Source organism: Hymenobacter guriensis, assembly GCF_015773195.1.
Taxonomy (GTDB): Bacteria; Bacteroidota; Bacteroidia; order Cytophagales; family Hymenobacteraceae; genus Hymenobacter; species Hymenobacter guriensis.
This window is the reverse complement of sequence record NZ_JADWYK010000014.1, coordinates 94,567-111,449: the sequence shown is the minus strand read 5'-3', so window position 1 is coordinate 111,449 and position 16,883 is coordinate 94,567. Positions and strand designations below refer to the sequence as shown.

Sequence of the window (16,883 nt, the reverse complement as noted above, 5' to 3'; positions counted from 1 at the left end):
CTGTATGATGTTTCCGTCCAAACGTTACGATGCACGTGCGCAACGTTTTCAAAGAGGCGAGTTGGAGGAAACCGCAGTTAGTGAGGAATCCTTGACAACTGCAGCCGATGGCACAACCCTTCCGCGTGAAGCACTACAACCTCGACGTAATCATTTCCGTTGGGTATCGAGTGAAATCATTGCGGGGGACGCACTTTCGGCAGTGGGCTACCGGCGTGCTATGGCAGTATCTGGTGCAGCTGCGAAGCAAAGTGGCCACACGATGGTGACGCTGGTCGAGAACCTGATCAATCAGGGGAATTAGCGAGTTTGAACGTCAATTGTAGGGACGGGGCTTGCCCCCGCCCGGTATAGAACCACGAGCACGAGGTTGGTTCAACGGCGGGCGGGGGCAAGCCCCGCCCCTACATCGACCTACTTTCCACCCACATAAAACGGGATGTTGGCCGTGGCTACGTTGTCCTGGCCGTCGTAGGCATAGACGAACAGGCGGTAGGCACCTTCCTGCTTGGGCGCGGTAAGAGTGGTTTGGCCGGTAGCGCCCTTCGGCAGCAGTCCGGCAATGGCACTGGGGCGGCTTTCCCGGTCGCCGCCGGTTTTCAGGTCAGTGCTTTCGGGCAGCAGCTCGTAGCGGTAGGTTAGCTTGTCCTTGTCAGGGTCCGATACGGCGGCCTGCACGGGGTAGGCTTTGCCGGGCTGCAGCCGCACGTTGTCGGTAGCCTGCTTGCCATCCAGCGTGAACGAGGCTAGGTGCGGGGCGCGGTTTTTGGGCCACTGCCCGCTCCACAGGTACTGCATCACATCCACTACTTCCGACTCCTTGCCATCTTCGGTGAAGATGCCGTACCAGGTGGGTGTGCGCTCCTGTTTCTGGCCCCACAGAAACACGTAAGTGCCCAGGCACTGAGTTTTATCCTTGGCCACCGAGGCTTCGTAGCGGCTCTGGTACACGGCGGCTTTCTGACTGCTGGTTTCCTCCACCGAGGCTTTCCAGGGCGTTACGGGGCTTTCCCAGTGGCCGGTGGGCCCCCACTCAGCTACTACGTAGGGGCCGGTCCAGCCCATGGTGCGCACCTGCTGCGGAATGGCTGCCAGCCCGGCGTAGGTGTTGATGCTCAGAATGTCCACCGAGGGGCACTTGGCCTTGATATAGTCGACTTCCGGCTGGTTGATGCCCGCCAGCACGGTGCTGGTAGGATGGTTGGGGTCCACTTCGTGAATCATGCGGGCAATCTGCTCCACGGCGTCCCACACCTTGGGGTTCTTGTACTCCAGGTTCAGCTCGTTGCCGATGCCCCAGAACAGCACGGCGGGGTTGTCTTTGTACTTGATGACTTCGGCGCGCAGCTTCTGCAGCTGGGCCGCCACGGCCTGGGGGTCGTCGTAGTTGAAGCCGTGCCGCTCGCGGGCTACATCCAGGCCCAGCATCACGGTAAGGCCATTCTTTTGGGCTTCGACCAGCATTTTGTCGGCACCATCGGTGCTCCAGGTGCGCAGGGAGTTGCCGCCGTAGGCCCGCACGCGCTCCGGAAACTGTCCACCGCCCGCGCCTTTGATAAAGTAGGGCTGCCCGCCACGCCGCAGCTCATAGCGGCCGTCGGCTTGCTTTACTTCAACTTTGATGGGGCCATTTTGCGCGGAGGCCGCGGAGGTAAAAGCCAGCAGCGCCAGCAACACAGGGAACTTCATGGGATGCGCGAAAAGAGAACGGGAAGGATTGGCCTAAAGCTAGCACGCGTTTGGCATACCCACCAACTCAACCGCCAGCCGGAGCCCGGAAGACGCCATTGGGCAACCCAACTGGCGCCAGTTTTAGCCGAGCGGAACTTTAACAAGTGCAGCTGTACACAACAATGGGGCCTTGGCGTACGTTACGGAGCCTACACCATTTTCCTTGTCAATCATGAGCATATTTGGTTCTGACCGCCCGAGCGGCACTATGGGGGGCCTGCTTTCAGGCCTGTTTGGCGGACGTACTGCCGTAAACCCAACCACTGGAACGTATGATACCTCCGCTCGTCCCGGGGGTATGAACCGCAAGCTGCTGGGCGGTGCCCTGCTGGCTGCCGGGGCTGCTTACCTCTACAACCGCAACAAAAACAAAGTCGCCAGCAAGCCCTGGTAAGCGGTCCGCCACTGATTATGCAAACGCCCCATTCCTATCAGGATGGGGCGTTTTTGTGCGCTACTGCTGCAGTAGGCGCACATTACCCAACTGGTGCCCTTGCTCTGCGGTTCCCAACATTGTGCTGGCAAAATGCGTCATAGAGGCTCACTGGCAGCGGTTACTTATTCCCGGCCTTCAGGTGCAAATGCTTTTGTTAGCAAGTTAAGTACTTCTTCGGTCGACTTGGCTTGTGAATCTAGCGTTGTCAGAGGGACCACCACTTTGGGAAACTCATCCACAAAACGCATTTTCTCAAATTCCGGAATGCCGTACTGCTTCATAATCTGCTCGAAGTGCGGCCGGTCTATACCCCATACCTTGACAAACTTCGATTCCGCCACATAGATTTCTATTAACGTTTCTTCATCGTTGTAGATAAGCCCGAACTCTAAGCGGCAGTCTGCGGCCAGCTCACTTTTTAAAGAGCCCAGTACGGCTAGTGTCAGCTCTTTGTCCTGATACTCGCCGTAAGTCACCTCATCTCCATACGGGCAGAAAAGGCAAGCGCATACATCTGGCAGTATGGCTGCTAAGTCCTTAAACAGCTGCCACAAGCGCGAATTATTAATGTTTATTTCGGCATAGAAACGAAACAACTGTTGGGGATCTTCCACATCTGACAGCACATAGCCCTCAACAAAATGTGCTTCCAGGCGTGCGGCAATTTTATCCCAGTAAGAACGCGGCACTTCGCTTTTTCCAGCGAAACGGGTTGTTTTTGGTAATTCAAGGCTTGACATGTTTTCTGTGTGTTGTTATAGCCTCACGGTTTCCCCGCCATCACAAACACCAACTCCCCGCCCTTTACCACATCGGCATACTGGAGAAATGGACGCGTGAGTTTCTGGCCGTTGAGGCGGGCTTCCTTCACGTAGACATTCTTGTCGCTCTGGTTTTTGACGGTGATGCGAAAGGTGTTGCCGTTTTCCAGGTTGATGGTGGCACCGTGCACAGCGGGGCTGCCGAGGGCGTACTCCGGCGAGCCAGGAGCCACGGGGTAGAAGCCCAGGGCCGAGAAGATGTACCAGGCCGACATCTGCCCGCAGTCGTCGTTGCCGCCGAGTCCGTCAGGGGTGGGGCGGTACATCTTGGGCAGAATCATCCGCACGCGAGCCTGGGTTTTATAGGGCTGGCTGGTCCAGTTGTAGAGGTAGGCCACGTGGTGGGCGGGCTCGTTGCCGTGCACGTAGTTGCCGATGATACCGTCGCGGGTGATATCCTCGGTTTCGGCGAAGAACTTGTCGGGCAGGTGCATGGTGAACAGCGAATCCAGGTGGGGCAGAAACTTCTTTTCGCCGCCCATTTTGGCAATCAGCGCCGCCGGGTCCTGTGGCACGTAGAGGCTGTAGTTCCAGGCGTTGCCCTCAATGAAGCCTTGGTCGTGGGTGCTGAGCACGTCGAAGCGTGGGCGGAAGGAGCCGTCGGCGAGGCGGGGGCGCATGAAGCCAATGCGCTGGTCGTACACGTTCTGCCAGTTTTGGGCGCGCTTACTGAACTCCGCTTCGATGTCCGCCTTGCCCAGCTTCTTAGCTAGTTGCGCAATGCACCAGTCGTCGTAGGCGTATTCCAGCGTTTTGGAAACCGACGCGCCGCTTTTGTCTTCGGGCACGTAGCCCAGCTGCTCGTATAGGCCGATGCCGTCGTAGCGCTGCTGGTGGGCGGTGGCCACGCAGGCGTCGAGGGCGCGCTGGGCCTGGTCGGCGGGCACCACGCCTTTTAGCACGGCATCCACTAGCACCGGCACCGAATGGTAGCCAATCATGCACCAGTTTTCGTTGGCGTAGTGGCTCCAGATGGGCAGCATGTGCATCGTGCTCTGGTCGAAGTGCGCCAGCATGGACTGCACCATGTCGGCGTTACGCCTGGTTTGCAGCAGGTTGTAGAGCGGATGCAAGGCGCGGTAGGTGTCCCAGAGCGAAAACGAGGTGTAGTTGGTGAAGCCTTCGGCCTTATGGATATTCTGGTCAAGGCCGCGGTACTGGCCGTCCACGTCCATATAGGTGGTGGGGCTGAGGGCCGCGTGGTACATGGCCGTGTAGAAGTTCTCCTTGTCCGTCCGCTTCGGCGACTCAATTACCACTTTGCCCAGCTCCTGCTGCCACAGCGCCTGCCCCGCCCGCTTCACCGCCTCGAAATCCCAGCCCGGCACTTCGGCCCGCATATTGCGCAGCGCGCCCTCGGTGCTCACGCCCGACAAGGCCATTTTCACTTTTACCTTCTCCCCGGCCGTGGTCTTAAAGTCGAAGAACAGGCGCAGCTGCTCGCCGGCCAGTTCGGGGAAGTTTTTGGTCTGGTCGAAGCGGCCCCAGAAGCCGCGGTACACTTGTTTCTTGGACAGGTTGCGGCTGCCGTAGCTCACGAACGGCTTCGAGAAGCTCATGGCGAAGTACTCGGTGCGGGTGCGGGCCCAGCCGTGGGTTTGGCGGTAGCCGGTCACGAGCGTGTCGTTTTCCACCCGCACAAAGGTCCAGACGTTCTTATCGGGATAGTTGTAGATGCCGGCCGTGAGGTCGAGAATGATGTGCGCCTGCTCGGACTGCGGGAACGTGTACTGGTGCATCCCCACCCGGTTGGAGGCCGTCAGCTCGGCCAGAATGTTGTGGTCGTCGAGCTTGACGCGGTAGTAGGCGGGCTCGGCTAACTCGTTCTGGTGCGAAAACCGGGAGCGGAATCCGCGCTCGGGCTGGTCGGCGGTGCCGGGGTTGAGCTGGAGCGGGCCGGTGGTGGGCATCACCAGAAAGTCGCCCAGATCGGAGTGACCGGTGCCGCTGAAGTGGGTGTGCGAGAAACCGACGATGGTTTTATCAGCGTACTGGTAGCCGGCGCAGTACTCGTACACTTTGGGATTGTACTTGCCGTTCAGCTCGTAGCTGAGCGTGTCGGTATCGGGCGAGAGTTGCACCATGCCGAAGGGCACCGTAGCCCCTGGATATGTGTGCCCCATCCGGGCCGTACCCACCAGCGGCTTGGCGTACTGCACCAGGTTTTCGGTGGGCTTTGCTTTCTGGGCGAAGGTTGGAAAGGACGCGAAAAGCAGCGCGGCCAGTGGCAGTAGTTTCATCAGCTTCGGGAAGGGGCGTTGAAGCTGGCAAGGTAACAAGTGAATATTTTACGTGCGTCCTGCAACTAAAACCATTCGTTACCTCCCTCTAACATGCCTTCTCCCATCCACAACGCAGCCACTATGTACTGGCCGTAGTGGCTTGATTGCATTTACGCTTAGCTTCCACGCAGATAAACTCATATCAGGGTAAAAGGGATGCCAACGGCTGGTATCAGTAGGATTATTCTGAAACTCTTTGTCGTTAATCAGATACAGCCTATTTCTTTCCACTCGCCACTTACCTGTAACCTCAACCTGACAGCCACCTACACCAGCCGAATAGACAAATACTCCATCTGGCTTCAGCGTAATCGTTGAATGCTTCTCGAATCTGTCGCCAACAGAGTAATACGTTCCTATAATTCTTTGATCAGGCTGAACTGCTACAGATATCAGCGTGTACAAACCTAGCCAAGTGTACTTCATTCAGTTTTTCAATAGTAGTTTAGGGCCAGCGCAGTAAGCGGCGGTAGTTTCATCAGCTTCGGTTGAGGACGTGGAAGTTGGAAAGGCAAGCATGTATCTGAAAAGTACGTTTTTCAGCAAACAACTCGCAGAATGTCAAAATGCATATGCTGGTCCACGTAGTCAACAGAGTCCTGATACTGAATATTAAGTCTCGTCAGAAGCTCGTTTGCATTCTGTCTTAGCTCCTGCCATTCTTGGTGGCTAGTACTTCTGATTTCATCCCACCATCCTGGCTTTAACAGATCAATAAATATCTTCGTCACACCAATGATATTATTCCACTCTTCTTGTTTAAAAAAATCAATTTGGGAGTTTAGGTATGCAAATACCTCAATGGAAAATAGATATTGTGTTTCTTCGACACACTCCAAATGGTCGACAACATCATCCACCGAAAGGTTTGTATAATTAGCTGCCAAAGCCAGTAGTACCTGAATAATTTCCTGCTTGACATGGTTTAAGTATTCGTATTTTGTACTTCCATCGGTGTAACAGAACTTGAAAATTTCTTTGTCCGCCCCATCAACTATTCGAACTTCTGTCTTATCCATATCACATTTAACCGTATTGTGTAAAGAAGCTACCCAAGCAGCGACGGGGTGTCGACTCCAATCGTGGGGGGTTGAAGCTGACAAGGTAGGAAGCGAATGTTTTACGTGCGTCCTGCTGCTTTGGCGCAGGACAAGCTCAAGGCGTTTAATGCAAGGCAGCAACCCGGTTTTCCGGTTAAGCGCTGAAGCGTGGCGCTATCCAACTCCCAGTCCCGGATAATACGCTGGCTGGGCTTAGCAGGCACCATAGGGAAATCAACGGAAGATTCGGCCGCAGTCGAGGGAAGAGCGTTACAAGGGAACTACCCGCTCAATCTTTCATCTATGAATCAGTCCCTGCTTTGCATCCTTGGCTGCTCGCTGGCCTTGCTTTCCTGTTCCCGCAAAAACGATACGGCAGCCGACCCGGCCACGAATGATCTGGCCGGTTCTCCGGTGGAAACGAAAGCCGCCAATACCAACTACCGGCCGGCTTTTACCGGCCAAACCCGCGTGAATGGCGTCACCACCCCTGCCGGCAGCTACCGGGCAACCATCCTCACGTCCTCGCTGGCCAACCCCTGGGGCATCACCAGCCTGCCCGATGGCCGCTTGCTGGTGACCGAGAAGGCCGGCCGTTTGCGGATTGTCAGCGCTTCCGGCGCGGTAAGCGCGCCCATTACGGGCATACCGCCGGTTAATGCGGCCGGACAGGGAGGCCTGCTGGGTTTGTGCCTCGACCCTGATTTTGCGACCAACCGCATGGTATACTGGTCGTTTTCGGAAGCCCGCCCGGGGGGCAACCTGACGGCCATTGCCAAGGGCCGGCTCGCCGACAACGACCAGGCCCTGGAAGGAGCCACCGTGATTTACCGGGCCGAGCCAGCGTACGACGGCACGCTGCACTATGGCGGCCGCGTAGTGTTTGACCGCACCGGCAACCTGCTGGTGAGCACTGGTGAGCGGTCGGACCTGGCTACGCGGCCCCAGGCGCAGGCCGTAGCGTCGGCCTTGGGTAAGATTATCCGCATCACGAAGGATGGGCAGCCGGCACCCGGGAACCCGGCTTTTGGCGCAGCGGGCGCCCGTCCCGAGCTGTTCTCCATTGGGCATCGGAATCCGCAGGGGCTGGCCATTCATCCCGTAACCGGGGAGGCCTGGCAAAGTGAGCACGGCCCCCGCGGCGGCGACGAGCTTAACCGCCTCCAAAGCGGCGCTAACTATGGGTGGCCGACCATAACCTACGGTATCGAGTACAGCGGGCAGCCCGTGGGCAGTGCCATCCAGCAGCGCGAGGGGCTTGAGCAGCCGGTGTATTACTGGGACCCGGTGGTGTCGCCGAGCGGCATGACGTTTTATAGCAGTGACCGGATTGCCGGCTGGAAAAACAACCTGTTTATTGGCTGCCTCAGCGGCCAGCATATCGTGCGTCTGGTGCTTGAAAACAACCGGGTGGTGGGCGAAGAGCGGTTGCTGGCCGGCGAAGGCCAACGCTTCCGGGATATTGCGCAGGGCACCGATGGCGCTTTGTATACCGTCACCGACCAAGGCCGCCTGTATCGCATCGACCGGGAATAATGGCTTTGCCCGGCCCGCTAACATTGCATTTGCCGGCCGCCAGCTTGCCTGAAATGTTACCGTCCCGGGAGTTGGGGGCGCTCCGGTTGGCCTGCCGGCTTGTATCTCAGACCGGCCATCCTGCCCCGCATTGAACCTGGCCCCGCGTAAAAAGCCTACCTTACGCGCTTTATTCCGGGCTCTTTCAGCCTTGTCTGTTGAGGCTGCCTGAAGTGCCCGGTGCACCAGCTTTTTCCACTCGCGCTCCGGGCTCCTAACCTGCTCAGGCGCGGCGGCTTATCGGTTACCTTACCTGGCTTAATGCCGATCTTCCGCGTGCCCCCACCCGCCTCGCTCCTTTCCGTTATCCAGGCACTACCCGACGCCACCCTGCTGCTATCGGCGGAGCTGCGTATCGTAGCAGTAAGCGACGCGTACCTGGCCGCCACACTCACCCGCCGCGAGGACCTGCTGGGCCAACCTGTGTTCGAGGCATTTCCCGCCCACCCGACCCACCCCGAAGCCAATGCCGGGCTGAACCTGCAGGCCTCGCTACGGCAGGTGCTGGAAACCCGGCAGCCCCACCAGATGGACCGGCAGCGCTACGACGTACCTGACCCCGACCACCCAGGCCGGTTTCTAGAGCGCTACTGGCAGACGCGCAACGCCCCCGTGTTTGATGAGCAGGGGCGCATAAGCCACCTTCTGCACGTAGTGAACGACGTGACGCAAAACGTGCTCAACGACCGGCTACTACAGGCCCGTAAGCACGAACAGGTTCTGACCCAGGAGCTGACGGACATTAATGAAGAGTTGGAGGCCTCAAACAAGAAGCTGCGCACCCAGCAGGCCCTGGTGGAAGCAGCACAGGGCCAGGTTGAGGAGCGCGAGACGTTCTACCAGGTATTTGAGCAGACACCCGCTTTGATTGCCCTGCTGAGCGGTTCCGAGCACCGCTATGAGTACGTGAACCAGGCGTATCAGTCGCTGTTTCCCGGCCGCCAGCTTGTGGGGCTACCCATGGCTGAAGCCTTGCCCGAAACTGTGGAGCAAGGCTTTATAGGGTTGATGGACAACGTCTACCAAACGGGCGAGACCTTCTACGGCAATGAGTTGCTGTTCACGGTGGCGCAACCCGATGGCCGGCCGCATCAGGACATGTATTTCACCTTCACTTACCAGACGTACCGCGAAAAGGGCGCGGTTGCCGGTATTTCCATCTTTGCCTTCGAGGTTACGGAGCAGGTGCTGGCCCGACAACAGCGCGAACAGGAGCGGCAGCGGCTGCTGGGCCTGTTCATGCAGGCACCCGCCGGCATCTGCATCCTGGCGGGCCCCGAGCTGGTGTTTGAGTTCGTGAACCCCGGCTACCAGCTGCTGCTGCCGGGCCGGAAGCTGCTGGGGCAGTCGGTTTTTGAGGCCCTGCCTGAAATCGAGGGAACCCGGGTTGCGTCGTTCCTGCGCGGCGTGTACAATACCGGCCTGACGCACGAGGAAGAGGCCCTACTCGTGCCCATAGCCCGGCCGGCCGATGGGGTGGTGGAGAACCGCTACTTCAGCTTCGTATACCAGGCCCGCCGCGACGAGCAGGGGCAGGTAAACGGCATTCTGGCATTCGTGTTTGAAGTAACGGCTCAGCAGCAGGCTATAGCCGCCCTGCGTGAGAGCGAGGCGCGCTTTCGCATCATGGCCGATGCCGCCCCCAACCAGGTTTGGGCCGTGAACCCGGACACCACTATTCGCTACGCCAACCAGGCCTTTCTGGACTTTGTGGGCGTGAGCCTAGAAGAGTATGAGGTTACGGGCTGGGCGGCCTACCTGCCGGCAGACGAGCTGGAGCGTGCCCAACGCACCCTGGAGCAAGCCATCAGCACCCGCTCGCTCTATCGGCTGGAGCACCGCATGCGCCGCCACGACGGCGAGTACCGCTGGCTGCTGTCGCAGGGGGCGCCGAGCTTCTACCCAAGCGGCGAGCTGTACGGCTACGTGGGCTCGGCCATCGACATCACCGAGCTCAAGCAGGCCAACGAGCAGCTAATGCGCACCAACCGCGACCTGGACAACTTTGTGTATGCCGCTTCCCACGACCTCAAGCAGCCCGTCAACAACCTGGCTGGTCTGCTGGAAGAGGTGCGCCGCGGTAGCGTTTTTGCCGACCCGCAGGAAGAGCAGCTGCTGGTGCCCCTGGTGCAGGAGGCGCTGCAGCAGCTCAGCATCACCATCGACGACTTAGCCACCCTGGGCCAAGCGCAGCAACTCAGCCAGGTTCCCACGGAGCTGGTTTCTCTGCATGGCCTTACCGAGGAAGTCGTTAACACCCTGGAGCCACAGGTACGGGCGGCCCGGGCGCGTATTACTACCGACTTCACGGCCTGGCCGGCCCTGTCGTTTGCCCGCGCCAACCTGCGCACCATCCTGCTCAATCTGCTGAGCAACTCGCTGAAGTACGCCGACCCCGACAGGCCGGCACGCATCCACGTCTCGATGTGGGATGAGCGGGGCCAGCCCGTGCTGGTGGTGGAAGACAACGGCCTGGGCTTCGACGCGCAAAAGCATGGGGCGGAGCTGTTTCACCTTTTCAGGCGCCTGCACACGCACACGCCCGGAACCGGGGTGGGGCTGTACCTGGTTAACCGCATCGTGGAAGCCCGCGGCGGATCCATCGAGGTAGACAGCCAGCCGGGCCAGGGTGCCACGTTTCGCGTTCGGCTGGGCGTGGGCTGACAAAGGCAATCTGCCGGGTGTTTACGCCGGGGCTCAGGTACTGCGGGCAGCGCTGCCGCAGTAAGCCCGGATTTACCATTTTTGAGTTGATCAATTCCTTACCGCTACGCAATGCCTGACTTACCGGTACCTGCGCCTCTCCGCTCCCTGCCCGCCGATGCCCTGCTGGCCGATTTGTTGGCCGTGTCGATGACCGGCGTGATTTACTACACGCCCATCTACGACCCGGCCGGCTCGGGAAGCATCGTGGACTTTCGCTTCGAGTACCTCAACCCCACCGCCCAGCGCATGATGCGCATGCCGGAGGTGCCCACGCTCACCCACAACGAGCAGTGGCCCCACAGCAAGGCCCACGGCACCTTCGACTTTCACGTGGATGCCTACATCAGCGGGGAGCCACGCAGCTACAACATCAACTACCAGGCCGACGGCTACGACAACTACTACCGCCTGGCGGCCCGCCGCTCCGGGGACGGAATGTGGGTGAGCTTCACCGACACGGCCGACCAGCCCCGCTCCCCCGTGGAAGTGGCCCTGCGGGAGGCCCAGGCCGCCGAAAAAGCGGCCCGCGCCGACGCCGAAACCCAGCGCCAGCGCCTCTACCAGGTGCTCATGAGCCTGCCCGCCCAGGTGGCCACCTACCACGGGCCCGACCACGTGTACACGCTCGTCAACCAGCGCTACCAGGACTACTTTCCCCGGCACACTCTGCTTGGCCGCCCCGTGCGCGAGGCCGTGCCCGAAGCGGCCGATCAAGGTTTTTTTGACCGCCTCGACCAGGTGTTTGTCAGCGGTGAGCCCGCCTACGGCCGGGAGCTGCCCGTGCACCTCGACTTTGACGGTACTGGCCAGCCGCAGATTGTGTATATCAACGCCTTTTACCTGCCCCTGCGCGACGCCGCGGGCAACGTGGATGGCGTACTCGACTTTTCCTACAACGTGACCGAGCAGCTGCTGGCCCGCCAGCAGCTCCAGCAGCTCAACCAGGAGCTGGAAACGCGGGTGCAGGCCCGCACCCGGGAGGCCGAGCGCGCCCGGGCCGAAGCCGAGGAGCAGCGCGGCCGCCTGGAGCGCCTGTTCAGTCAGGCTCCGGCTCTGATCAACATTTTCACCGGGCCGGACCACGTGCTTTCCCTGGTTCACCCCCGCACCCGGGAACTGCTGCCCAACCGCCTCCTGCAGGGGCTGCCGCGGCGCCAGGCCCTGCCCGAGCTGCCCGAGGCGCAGCACGAGCCCCTGGACCGCGTGTACCGTACCGGCGAGGCCCTGCACGAGCATGAGCGCCTCACCCGCCTCGACCGGCTGGGCAACGGCGAGCTGCAGGACGTGTACCTGGACCTGGCCTACCAGCCCCTGTTCGACGCCACCGGGCAGATTGAAGGCGTGATGAGCTTTGCCATCGACGTGACTGAGCGGGTGCAGGCCCGCCAGCAAAACGAGGCCCTGCAGGCTCAAGTGTTGGCCGCAGCCCGGCGGCAGGTGCAGGAGCGCGAGGCGCTGTTCCACATCCTGGCCGACACGCCCGCCGCCGTAGCGTTGCTGCGCGGCCCTGAGCACCGCTTCGAGTACGTCAATGCCGCCTACCAGCAGCTTTTTCCCGAACGCCAGCTTACCGGCCGGCCCGTGGCCGAGGCCCTGCCCGAAACCATAGCGGCCGGCTTCCTGGCCCAGCTCGACAACGTATTCCGCACCGGCAACACGTTCTTCGGTACCGAGCTACCCATGCGTCTGGAGCCGGCCGCAGGTAGGCCGGCGCAGGAAGTGTATTACACCTTCACGTACCAGGCTTACCGCGAGCAGGACCAGATTGCCGGTATTTCCATCTTCGCCTTCGATGTGACGGAGCAGGTTCAGGCCCGCCGGCAGCGCGAGGCCGAGCGCCAGCAGCTGCACCAGCTGTTTATGGTGGCCCCCGCGCCAATCGTCATCCTCGACGGACCGGAGCTGGTATTCCAGCTCGTCAACCCGGCCTATCAGCGCATTTTCCCAGGCCGGGTGCTGCTGGGGCGGCCCGTGCTGGAGGCCCTGCCCGAAATTGCCGACGCGCCTATCTACCAGCAGCTGCGGGGCGTGTACGACACGGGTGAAGCCCTGGTGGCCCGGGAAATGCCCCTGCAGCTGGCCCGCCACGACGACGGCCCCCTGGAGAACCTGTTCTTCACCTTCACCTACCAGGCCCGCCGCAACGCCCAGGGAGAAGTGGATGGGGTACTGGTATTCGCCCACGAAGTAACCGACCAGGTGCAGGCCCGGCGCGTGGTGGAAGAAGGCGGGCAGCAGGCGCTGGCCCTAGCCCAGGAGCTGAGCGAAGCCAACGAACAGCTGCGGCGTACCAACGTGGACCTGGACAACTTCATCTACACCGCCTCCCACGACCTGAAAGCCCCCATCAGCAACATCGAAGGCCTGCTTTACCTGCTGCAGGAGGAGTTGCCCACCGATGGTGAGCAAAGCGCGAGCGTAGCCCCCACCCTGACGCGGATGATGGACTCGGTGGAGCGCTTCAAGCGCACGATTGACCACCTGACGGAAGTTTCCAAGCTGCAGAAGGAGCACGACGCGCCGGCCACATCCGTGGATCTGGCTGCCGTGGTGGAGGACGTGCGCCAGGATCTGCTGCCCCTGCTGCAGGCCACCGGCGCCAAGCTGGTTATCGACGTGGCAGCCCGCCCGGCCATTCAGTTCTCGGAGAAAAACCTGCGCTCCGTGGTCTACAACCTGCTCAGCAACGCCCTCAAGTACCACTCGCCCGACCGACCGCCCCGCGTGGACGTGCGGGCCCACGTGCGCCCGGGCTACACCGTGCTGGAAGTGCATGACAACGGCCTGGGCATTGAGCCCTCCTACCGTCCCCGCCTGTTCAGCATGTTCCAGCGCTTTCACACCCACGTGGAGGGCTCAGGTATCGGACTCTACATGGTCAAGCGCATGGTCGATAATGCCGGCGGCCGCATCGAAGTGCACTCCCAGCCCGGCGCCGGCACCACTTTTTTCGTACACCTGCCCCAGGTGCCCGGCGCTGCCGCCTGACGCTGCCTTTGACTTTCTGCTTTCTGCTGCATGGCTGCCATTTCCTGTACCCTGCTCGTCGACGACGACGAGACGACCAATTACCTAAACCAGACGCTGCTCCGGCGCATGGCCATTACCGATACGGTACTGGTAGCCACCAACGGCCAGGAGGCCCTGGACCTGCTGCACACGCACTGCGCGCCGGTGGCCTCGCCCAGCTGCCCGGCCCTGATTCTGCTGGACATGAAGATGCCCCGTATGAACGGTATGGAGTTTCTGCAGGCCTACACCCGGCGCCCGCCCACCGAAAACCCGGCCGTGGTTATCATCATGCTCACTACGTCGCTCAACCCCAACGACGTGGCCAGCATGCAGAACCTGCCCATTGCCGGCTACCTCACCAAGCCCCTGACCCGGGAAAAAGTCGACCAGATTCTGCATGAGCATTTTTCCCGGTAATCCGCAGCGCGGTAGCTGCAAAAGCCAGCGCTACCTCCTCTGCTTTTGCAGCGGGGCCAGGATTTTGCAGTCCACGTAGAAGGTGCCGAAGGGCACGAGGCAGGCCAGCAGCACTTTCCAGGTGGTAGTAGCGAAGCGCCAGCGGTACTCCACGCCCACGCGCAGGGTGTTGAGCACGAAAAGCAGAAACAGCAGACCGTGCACCGGCCCGAGGGCGCGCACCAGCGCCGGGTTGCCGTAGAAGTGCTTCAGGGGTACGGCCACGCCGACGAGCAGCAGCAGCGAAATGCCTTCGACCAATGCCAGCAGGCGCAGGCGGCCAATAGGTGATTTGAACATAGTTTTTTGCCTTAAAAGCGAAGAAGCGGCCGCTGCGCCAGCGGGGAGAAGGGCCACGGAATGGCTACCAGGATGAGCACCAGGGTCAGCGCAAACCACAGAGCCATTGTGCGGAACTTTGCCTGGTCGGTTGTTTGACGCTTGGCCAGGGCCGAGCCGATGGTGAGCACCGTAATGGCCAGCGTCATCAACGCCACGTGCTGCACGCCGAAAAACAGCGAGGTAGGCGCGTGCGCCGCGTCGCGCAGGTGAAACGAGGAGATAAGCGGACTCACCAGGTACAGCCCATAGCCTAGCACGAGCTGCACGTGAGCCACGGTGGCCGTGGTGTGCCGGAGGGTATTATCGAAGGCGGTGAACGGCCGCCTCCCCAGCCAGCCGCGGCAGGCCCGAAAAATGCTGGCAAAGATGCCCAATAGCAGCACCCAGCGAACCAGGGAGTGCAGCGTTAAAAGTGTCAGGTACATACGGCCCCTTAAATGAGGAGGCAAAGATGCGGCGGCTACGCAGCGCCGGGTTAGTACCCAGGCGGCCAATTCTAGGACGGAGTATGCCGCTTGCGAAAAGCCAGCGGGGTCAGGCCCGTGTGTTTCCTGAACAATCGGCTGAAGTAGGAAGCATCCTCAATGCCCACGGCCGCGCCCACCTCCCCCACCGACCACTTGCTCTGAAACAGCAGCACCTTGGCTTCGAGCACAATGCTTTCCTCAATCCAGCGGGCCGGCGACTTACCCGTGACGCGGCGCACGCACTTGCTCAGGTGGTTGGGTGAGATATTGAGCCACTCGGCGTAGTCGCGCACGCGGTGCGTGGTTTTGAGCGAGGAAGCCACCAGGTGCTTGAAGTGGTTGGTCAGGGCAGCGGCGGCCGTAAGCGGCGCGGGTTCGTCGGTGGAGTGGGCCCGGTTAAGCTCGTGCAGCAGCGCCAGCAGGTAGGCCCGCACCACGGCCGGGTAAGTTAGCCCGTGGGTGGTGTACTCCACCAGCAGCCGGTGCAAAAGCTGCCCGACGAATTCGGCGGTTTGCGCGGGAAGCTCAATCACGGGCCGGCCCCAGAAATGCAGAAAATCAAACGGCACCTGGGCGTCGGCGGGGGCGGCCTGTCCCAGCAGGATAGCATCGTGAAAATGACACACAAAGCCCGTATTCATGTCGCCTGGCTCAAAGGAATACACCTGCCCGGCCCGGGCTATCAGCATCTCGTGCGGGCCCACCGTGTAGCTGTCGTTGCCGATGCTCATGCGGGCCTGCCCCGAGGTAACATACACCAACGAATGGCCGGTAGCCCGCGAAGGAGGCACGGCCTGCGTAAACAGCGGGTAAAGCTGCTCCACGGCCACGATAAAAAACTGCCCGGGGTCGGCCAGCACGAGCTGCTGCACCGCTGCCGGCTCCGCCGTAAACCGCCGGACGTACTCCATCATGCGGTAGGTTTTGATGGCATTGGAAGCAGCGGCAGGCATCAGGGAGCAGTTGATTGTAAAAACAGGAGCCTCAGATTTTCAGAAGGGCCACGACCAAGCAAACGATAAAAGGGCCGGAATACTTTGCGGCCTATGATAGCGCAAATAGCCGCGTAAATAGAAAAGTGCTTTTGCCGCGTTGTATAAGCCCATCTACCGGGGCACCAAAAGTCCGATTTCAGCCAATAGACCCTGTCGCTAAACGGGCATTTGCGCAGGAATACACAGGTTCATGGAGCAGTCGTAAAGTCGGATTGGTCTTCACTATGGTTTTTCCGGAAGTATGGCGCCCTCTACCTTCACAACACTATCACACCACAACTACTGTTTTATGGCCCTGCGTAAGATTTCCGGTTGGTTGCTCAGCGCTTCTTTGTTGCTCAGCGCCTGCGAAAAAGAGGACCCTGTCTCCCTGCTGCCCGACAGCACGCAGACGGGCCAGAATACGGGCGGGTTCCTGCTCGACGGCACCGCGTACCCGGCCACTGGCTGGACCGGGAGCTTTCTGGGTATGGCCGGGACAATTCCTCCGCTCGTGGGCGGCTACGATGTGTCTGCCCTTGCTCCCCTGCCCGGCTGGCAGGTCAGGCCCGAGTATAGCCTGAGCCTCAACAGTGCCCGGGGCAAAAAGCAGGTGACCGTCACGCTGTACCTGCGCAAGCCCCAAGTGGGACAGTTCCTGCTCAACCAGGATACGGGCCTGCCGCCCCTGGCCCCCGATAGCACGGTGGTAGACCATGCTACGGTGTATATCAGTGAGGGCAGCAGCTCCGAGCTCTACCAAACCAGCAGCCGACACACCGGCCGCATCGTGCTGACGGTGAGCTACCCCGACGCGGCCGTGTCTGCTGGCACCTTTGATTTTACCGCCGCCAGCACCACCAACCCAAGCAACACGGTAACCGTTAGCGCCGGCCGTTTCGACCGCAAGCAGTAACGCCGGCAAGAGTTCCAGCCCGGCCGCATTGGCTGGGAAGGCCGGAGGCGGCATACCGGCCCTCCCACCATTGCGTCAGCCCTGGGGCGCAGCAACCCAGCCCTCCCACCATTGCGTCAGCCTTG

At 60.6% G+C, this 16,883-nt stretch carries 14 protein-coding genes; 7 read left to right on the top strand and 7 right to left on the bottom strand.

Annotation, left to right across the window (positions count from 1 at the left end; genetic code table 11):
- Positions 1–4: 4 nt before the first annotated feature.
- Complete coding sequence (locus tag I5L79_RS23890; protein WP_231403212.1) at positions 5–304, top strand: hypothetical protein; 300 nt, start codon at positions 5–7, stop codon at positions 302–304.
- 110 nt (positions 305–414) lie between these two features.
- Here the strand turns inward: I5L79_RS23890 and I5L79_RS18815 are convergent, their stop codons facing one another.
- A complete protein-coding gene (locus tag I5L79_RS18815) occupies positions 415–1,689 on the bottom strand; it encodes a glycoside hydrolase family 2 TIM barrel-domain containing protein (RefSeq protein WP_196956620.1) in 1,275 nt (424 codons plus the stop codon).
- Positions 1,690–1,903: 214 nt separating this feature from the next.
- Here I5L79_RS18815 and I5L79_RS18810 point away from each other — a divergent pair, with 214 nt between their 5' ends.
- Entirely contained in the window at positions 1,904–2,125 is a 222-nt protein-coding gene (locus tag I5L79_RS18810; protein ID WP_196956619.1) for a hypothetical protein, read from the top strand.
- Between the two features lie 164 nt (positions 2,126–2,289).
- Here the strand turns inward: I5L79_RS18810 and I5L79_RS18805 are convergent, their stop codons facing one another.
- The 3 genes from I5L79_RS18805 to I5L79_RS18795 all read right to left on the bottom strand — a co-directional run bounded on the left by I5L79_RS18805 (position 2,290) and on the right by I5L79_RS18795 (position 6,289).
- Positions 2,290–2,907, bottom strand: a complete 618-nt coding sequence (locus I5L79_RS18805) for a hypothetical protein (protein ID WP_196956618.1) — start codon at positions 2,905–2,907, stop codon at positions 2,290–2,292.
- A gap of 23 nt (positions 2,908–2,930) precedes the next feature.
- Entirely contained in the window at positions 2,931–5,228 is a 2,298-nt protein-coding gene (locus tag I5L79_RS18800) for a GH92 family glycosyl hydrolase (protein WP_196956617.1), read from the bottom strand.
- A gap of 581 nt (positions 5,229–5,809) precedes the next feature.
- Positions 5,810–6,289, bottom strand: a complete 480-nt coding sequence (locus I5L79_RS18795; protein ID WP_196956616.1) for a hypothetical protein — start codon at positions 6,287–6,289, stop codon at positions 5,810–5,812.
- Positions 6,290–6,613: 324 nt separating this feature from the next.
- On the opposite strand from I5L79_RS18795, the gene I5L79_RS18790 reads away from it, so the two are divergent.
- The 4 genes from I5L79_RS18790 to I5L79_RS18775 all read left to right on the top strand — a co-directional run bounded on the left by I5L79_RS18790 (position 6,614) and on the right by I5L79_RS18775 (position 14,020).
- On the top strand, positions 6,614–7,846 hold the full coding sequence (locus I5L79_RS18790; RefSeq protein WP_196956615.1) for a PQQ-dependent sugar dehydrogenase: 1,233 nt from the start codon (positions 6,614–6,616) through the stop codon (positions 7,844–7,846).
- Between the two features lie 300 nt (positions 7,847–8,146).
- Positions 8,147–10,549 carry a PAS domain-containing sensor histidine kinase gene (locus I5L79_RS18785; RefSeq protein ID WP_196956614.1) on the top strand — a complete coding sequence of 801 codons (2,403 nt, stop codon included), beginning with the start codon at positions 8,147–8,149 and terminating at the stop codon, positions 10,547–10,549.
- A 111-nt stretch (positions 10,550–10,660) separates the two neighbouring features.
- Positions 10,661–13,579, top strand: a complete 2,919-nt coding sequence (locus I5L79_RS18780) for a PAS domain-containing protein (RefSeq protein WP_196956613.1) — start codon at positions 10,661–10,663, stop codon at positions 13,577–13,579.
- 30 nt (positions 13,580–13,609) lie between these two features.
- The gene (locus tag I5L79_RS18775; RefSeq protein ID WP_196956612.1) at positions 13,610–14,020 is read left to right on the top strand and encodes a response regulator; all 411 of its coding nucleotides are present in this window, start codon (positions 13,610–13,612) and stop codon (positions 14,018–14,020) included.
- A gap of 30 nt (positions 14,021–14,050) precedes the next feature.
- Here the strand turns inward: I5L79_RS18775 and I5L79_RS18770 are convergent, their stop codons facing one another.
- The 3 genes from I5L79_RS18770 to I5L79_RS18760 all read right to left on the bottom strand — a co-directional run bounded on the left by I5L79_RS18770 (position 14,051) and on the right by I5L79_RS18760 (position 15,821).
- Positions 14,051–14,359 carry a DUF3817 domain-containing protein gene (locus I5L79_RS18770; protein WP_196956611.1) on the bottom strand — a complete coding sequence of 103 codons (309 nt, stop codon included), beginning with the start codon at positions 14,357–14,359 and terminating at the stop codon, positions 14,051–14,053.
- An 11-nt stretch (positions 14,360–14,370) separates the two neighbouring features.
- On the bottom strand, positions 14,371–14,826 hold the full coding sequence (locus tag I5L79_RS18765) for a hypothetical protein (protein WP_196956610.1): 456 nt from the start codon (positions 14,824–14,826) through the stop codon (positions 14,371–14,373).
- 71 nt (positions 14,827–14,897) lie between these two features.
- The gene (locus I5L79_RS18760; RefSeq protein WP_196956609.1) at positions 14,898–15,821 is read right to left on the bottom strand and encodes an AraC family transcriptional regulator; all 924 of its coding nucleotides are present in this window, start codon (positions 15,819–15,821) and stop codon (positions 14,898–14,900) included.
- A gap of 331 nt (positions 15,822–16,152) precedes the next feature.
- Between I5L79_RS18760 and I5L79_RS18755 the strand changes: the two genes are divergently transcribed.
- On the top strand, positions 16,153–16,758 hold the full coding sequence (locus I5L79_RS18755; protein ID WP_196956608.1) for a DUF6252 family protein: 606 nt from the start codon (positions 16,153–16,155) through the stop codon (positions 16,756–16,758).
- The last annotated feature ends 125 nt before the right edge of the window (positions 16,759–16,883 follow it).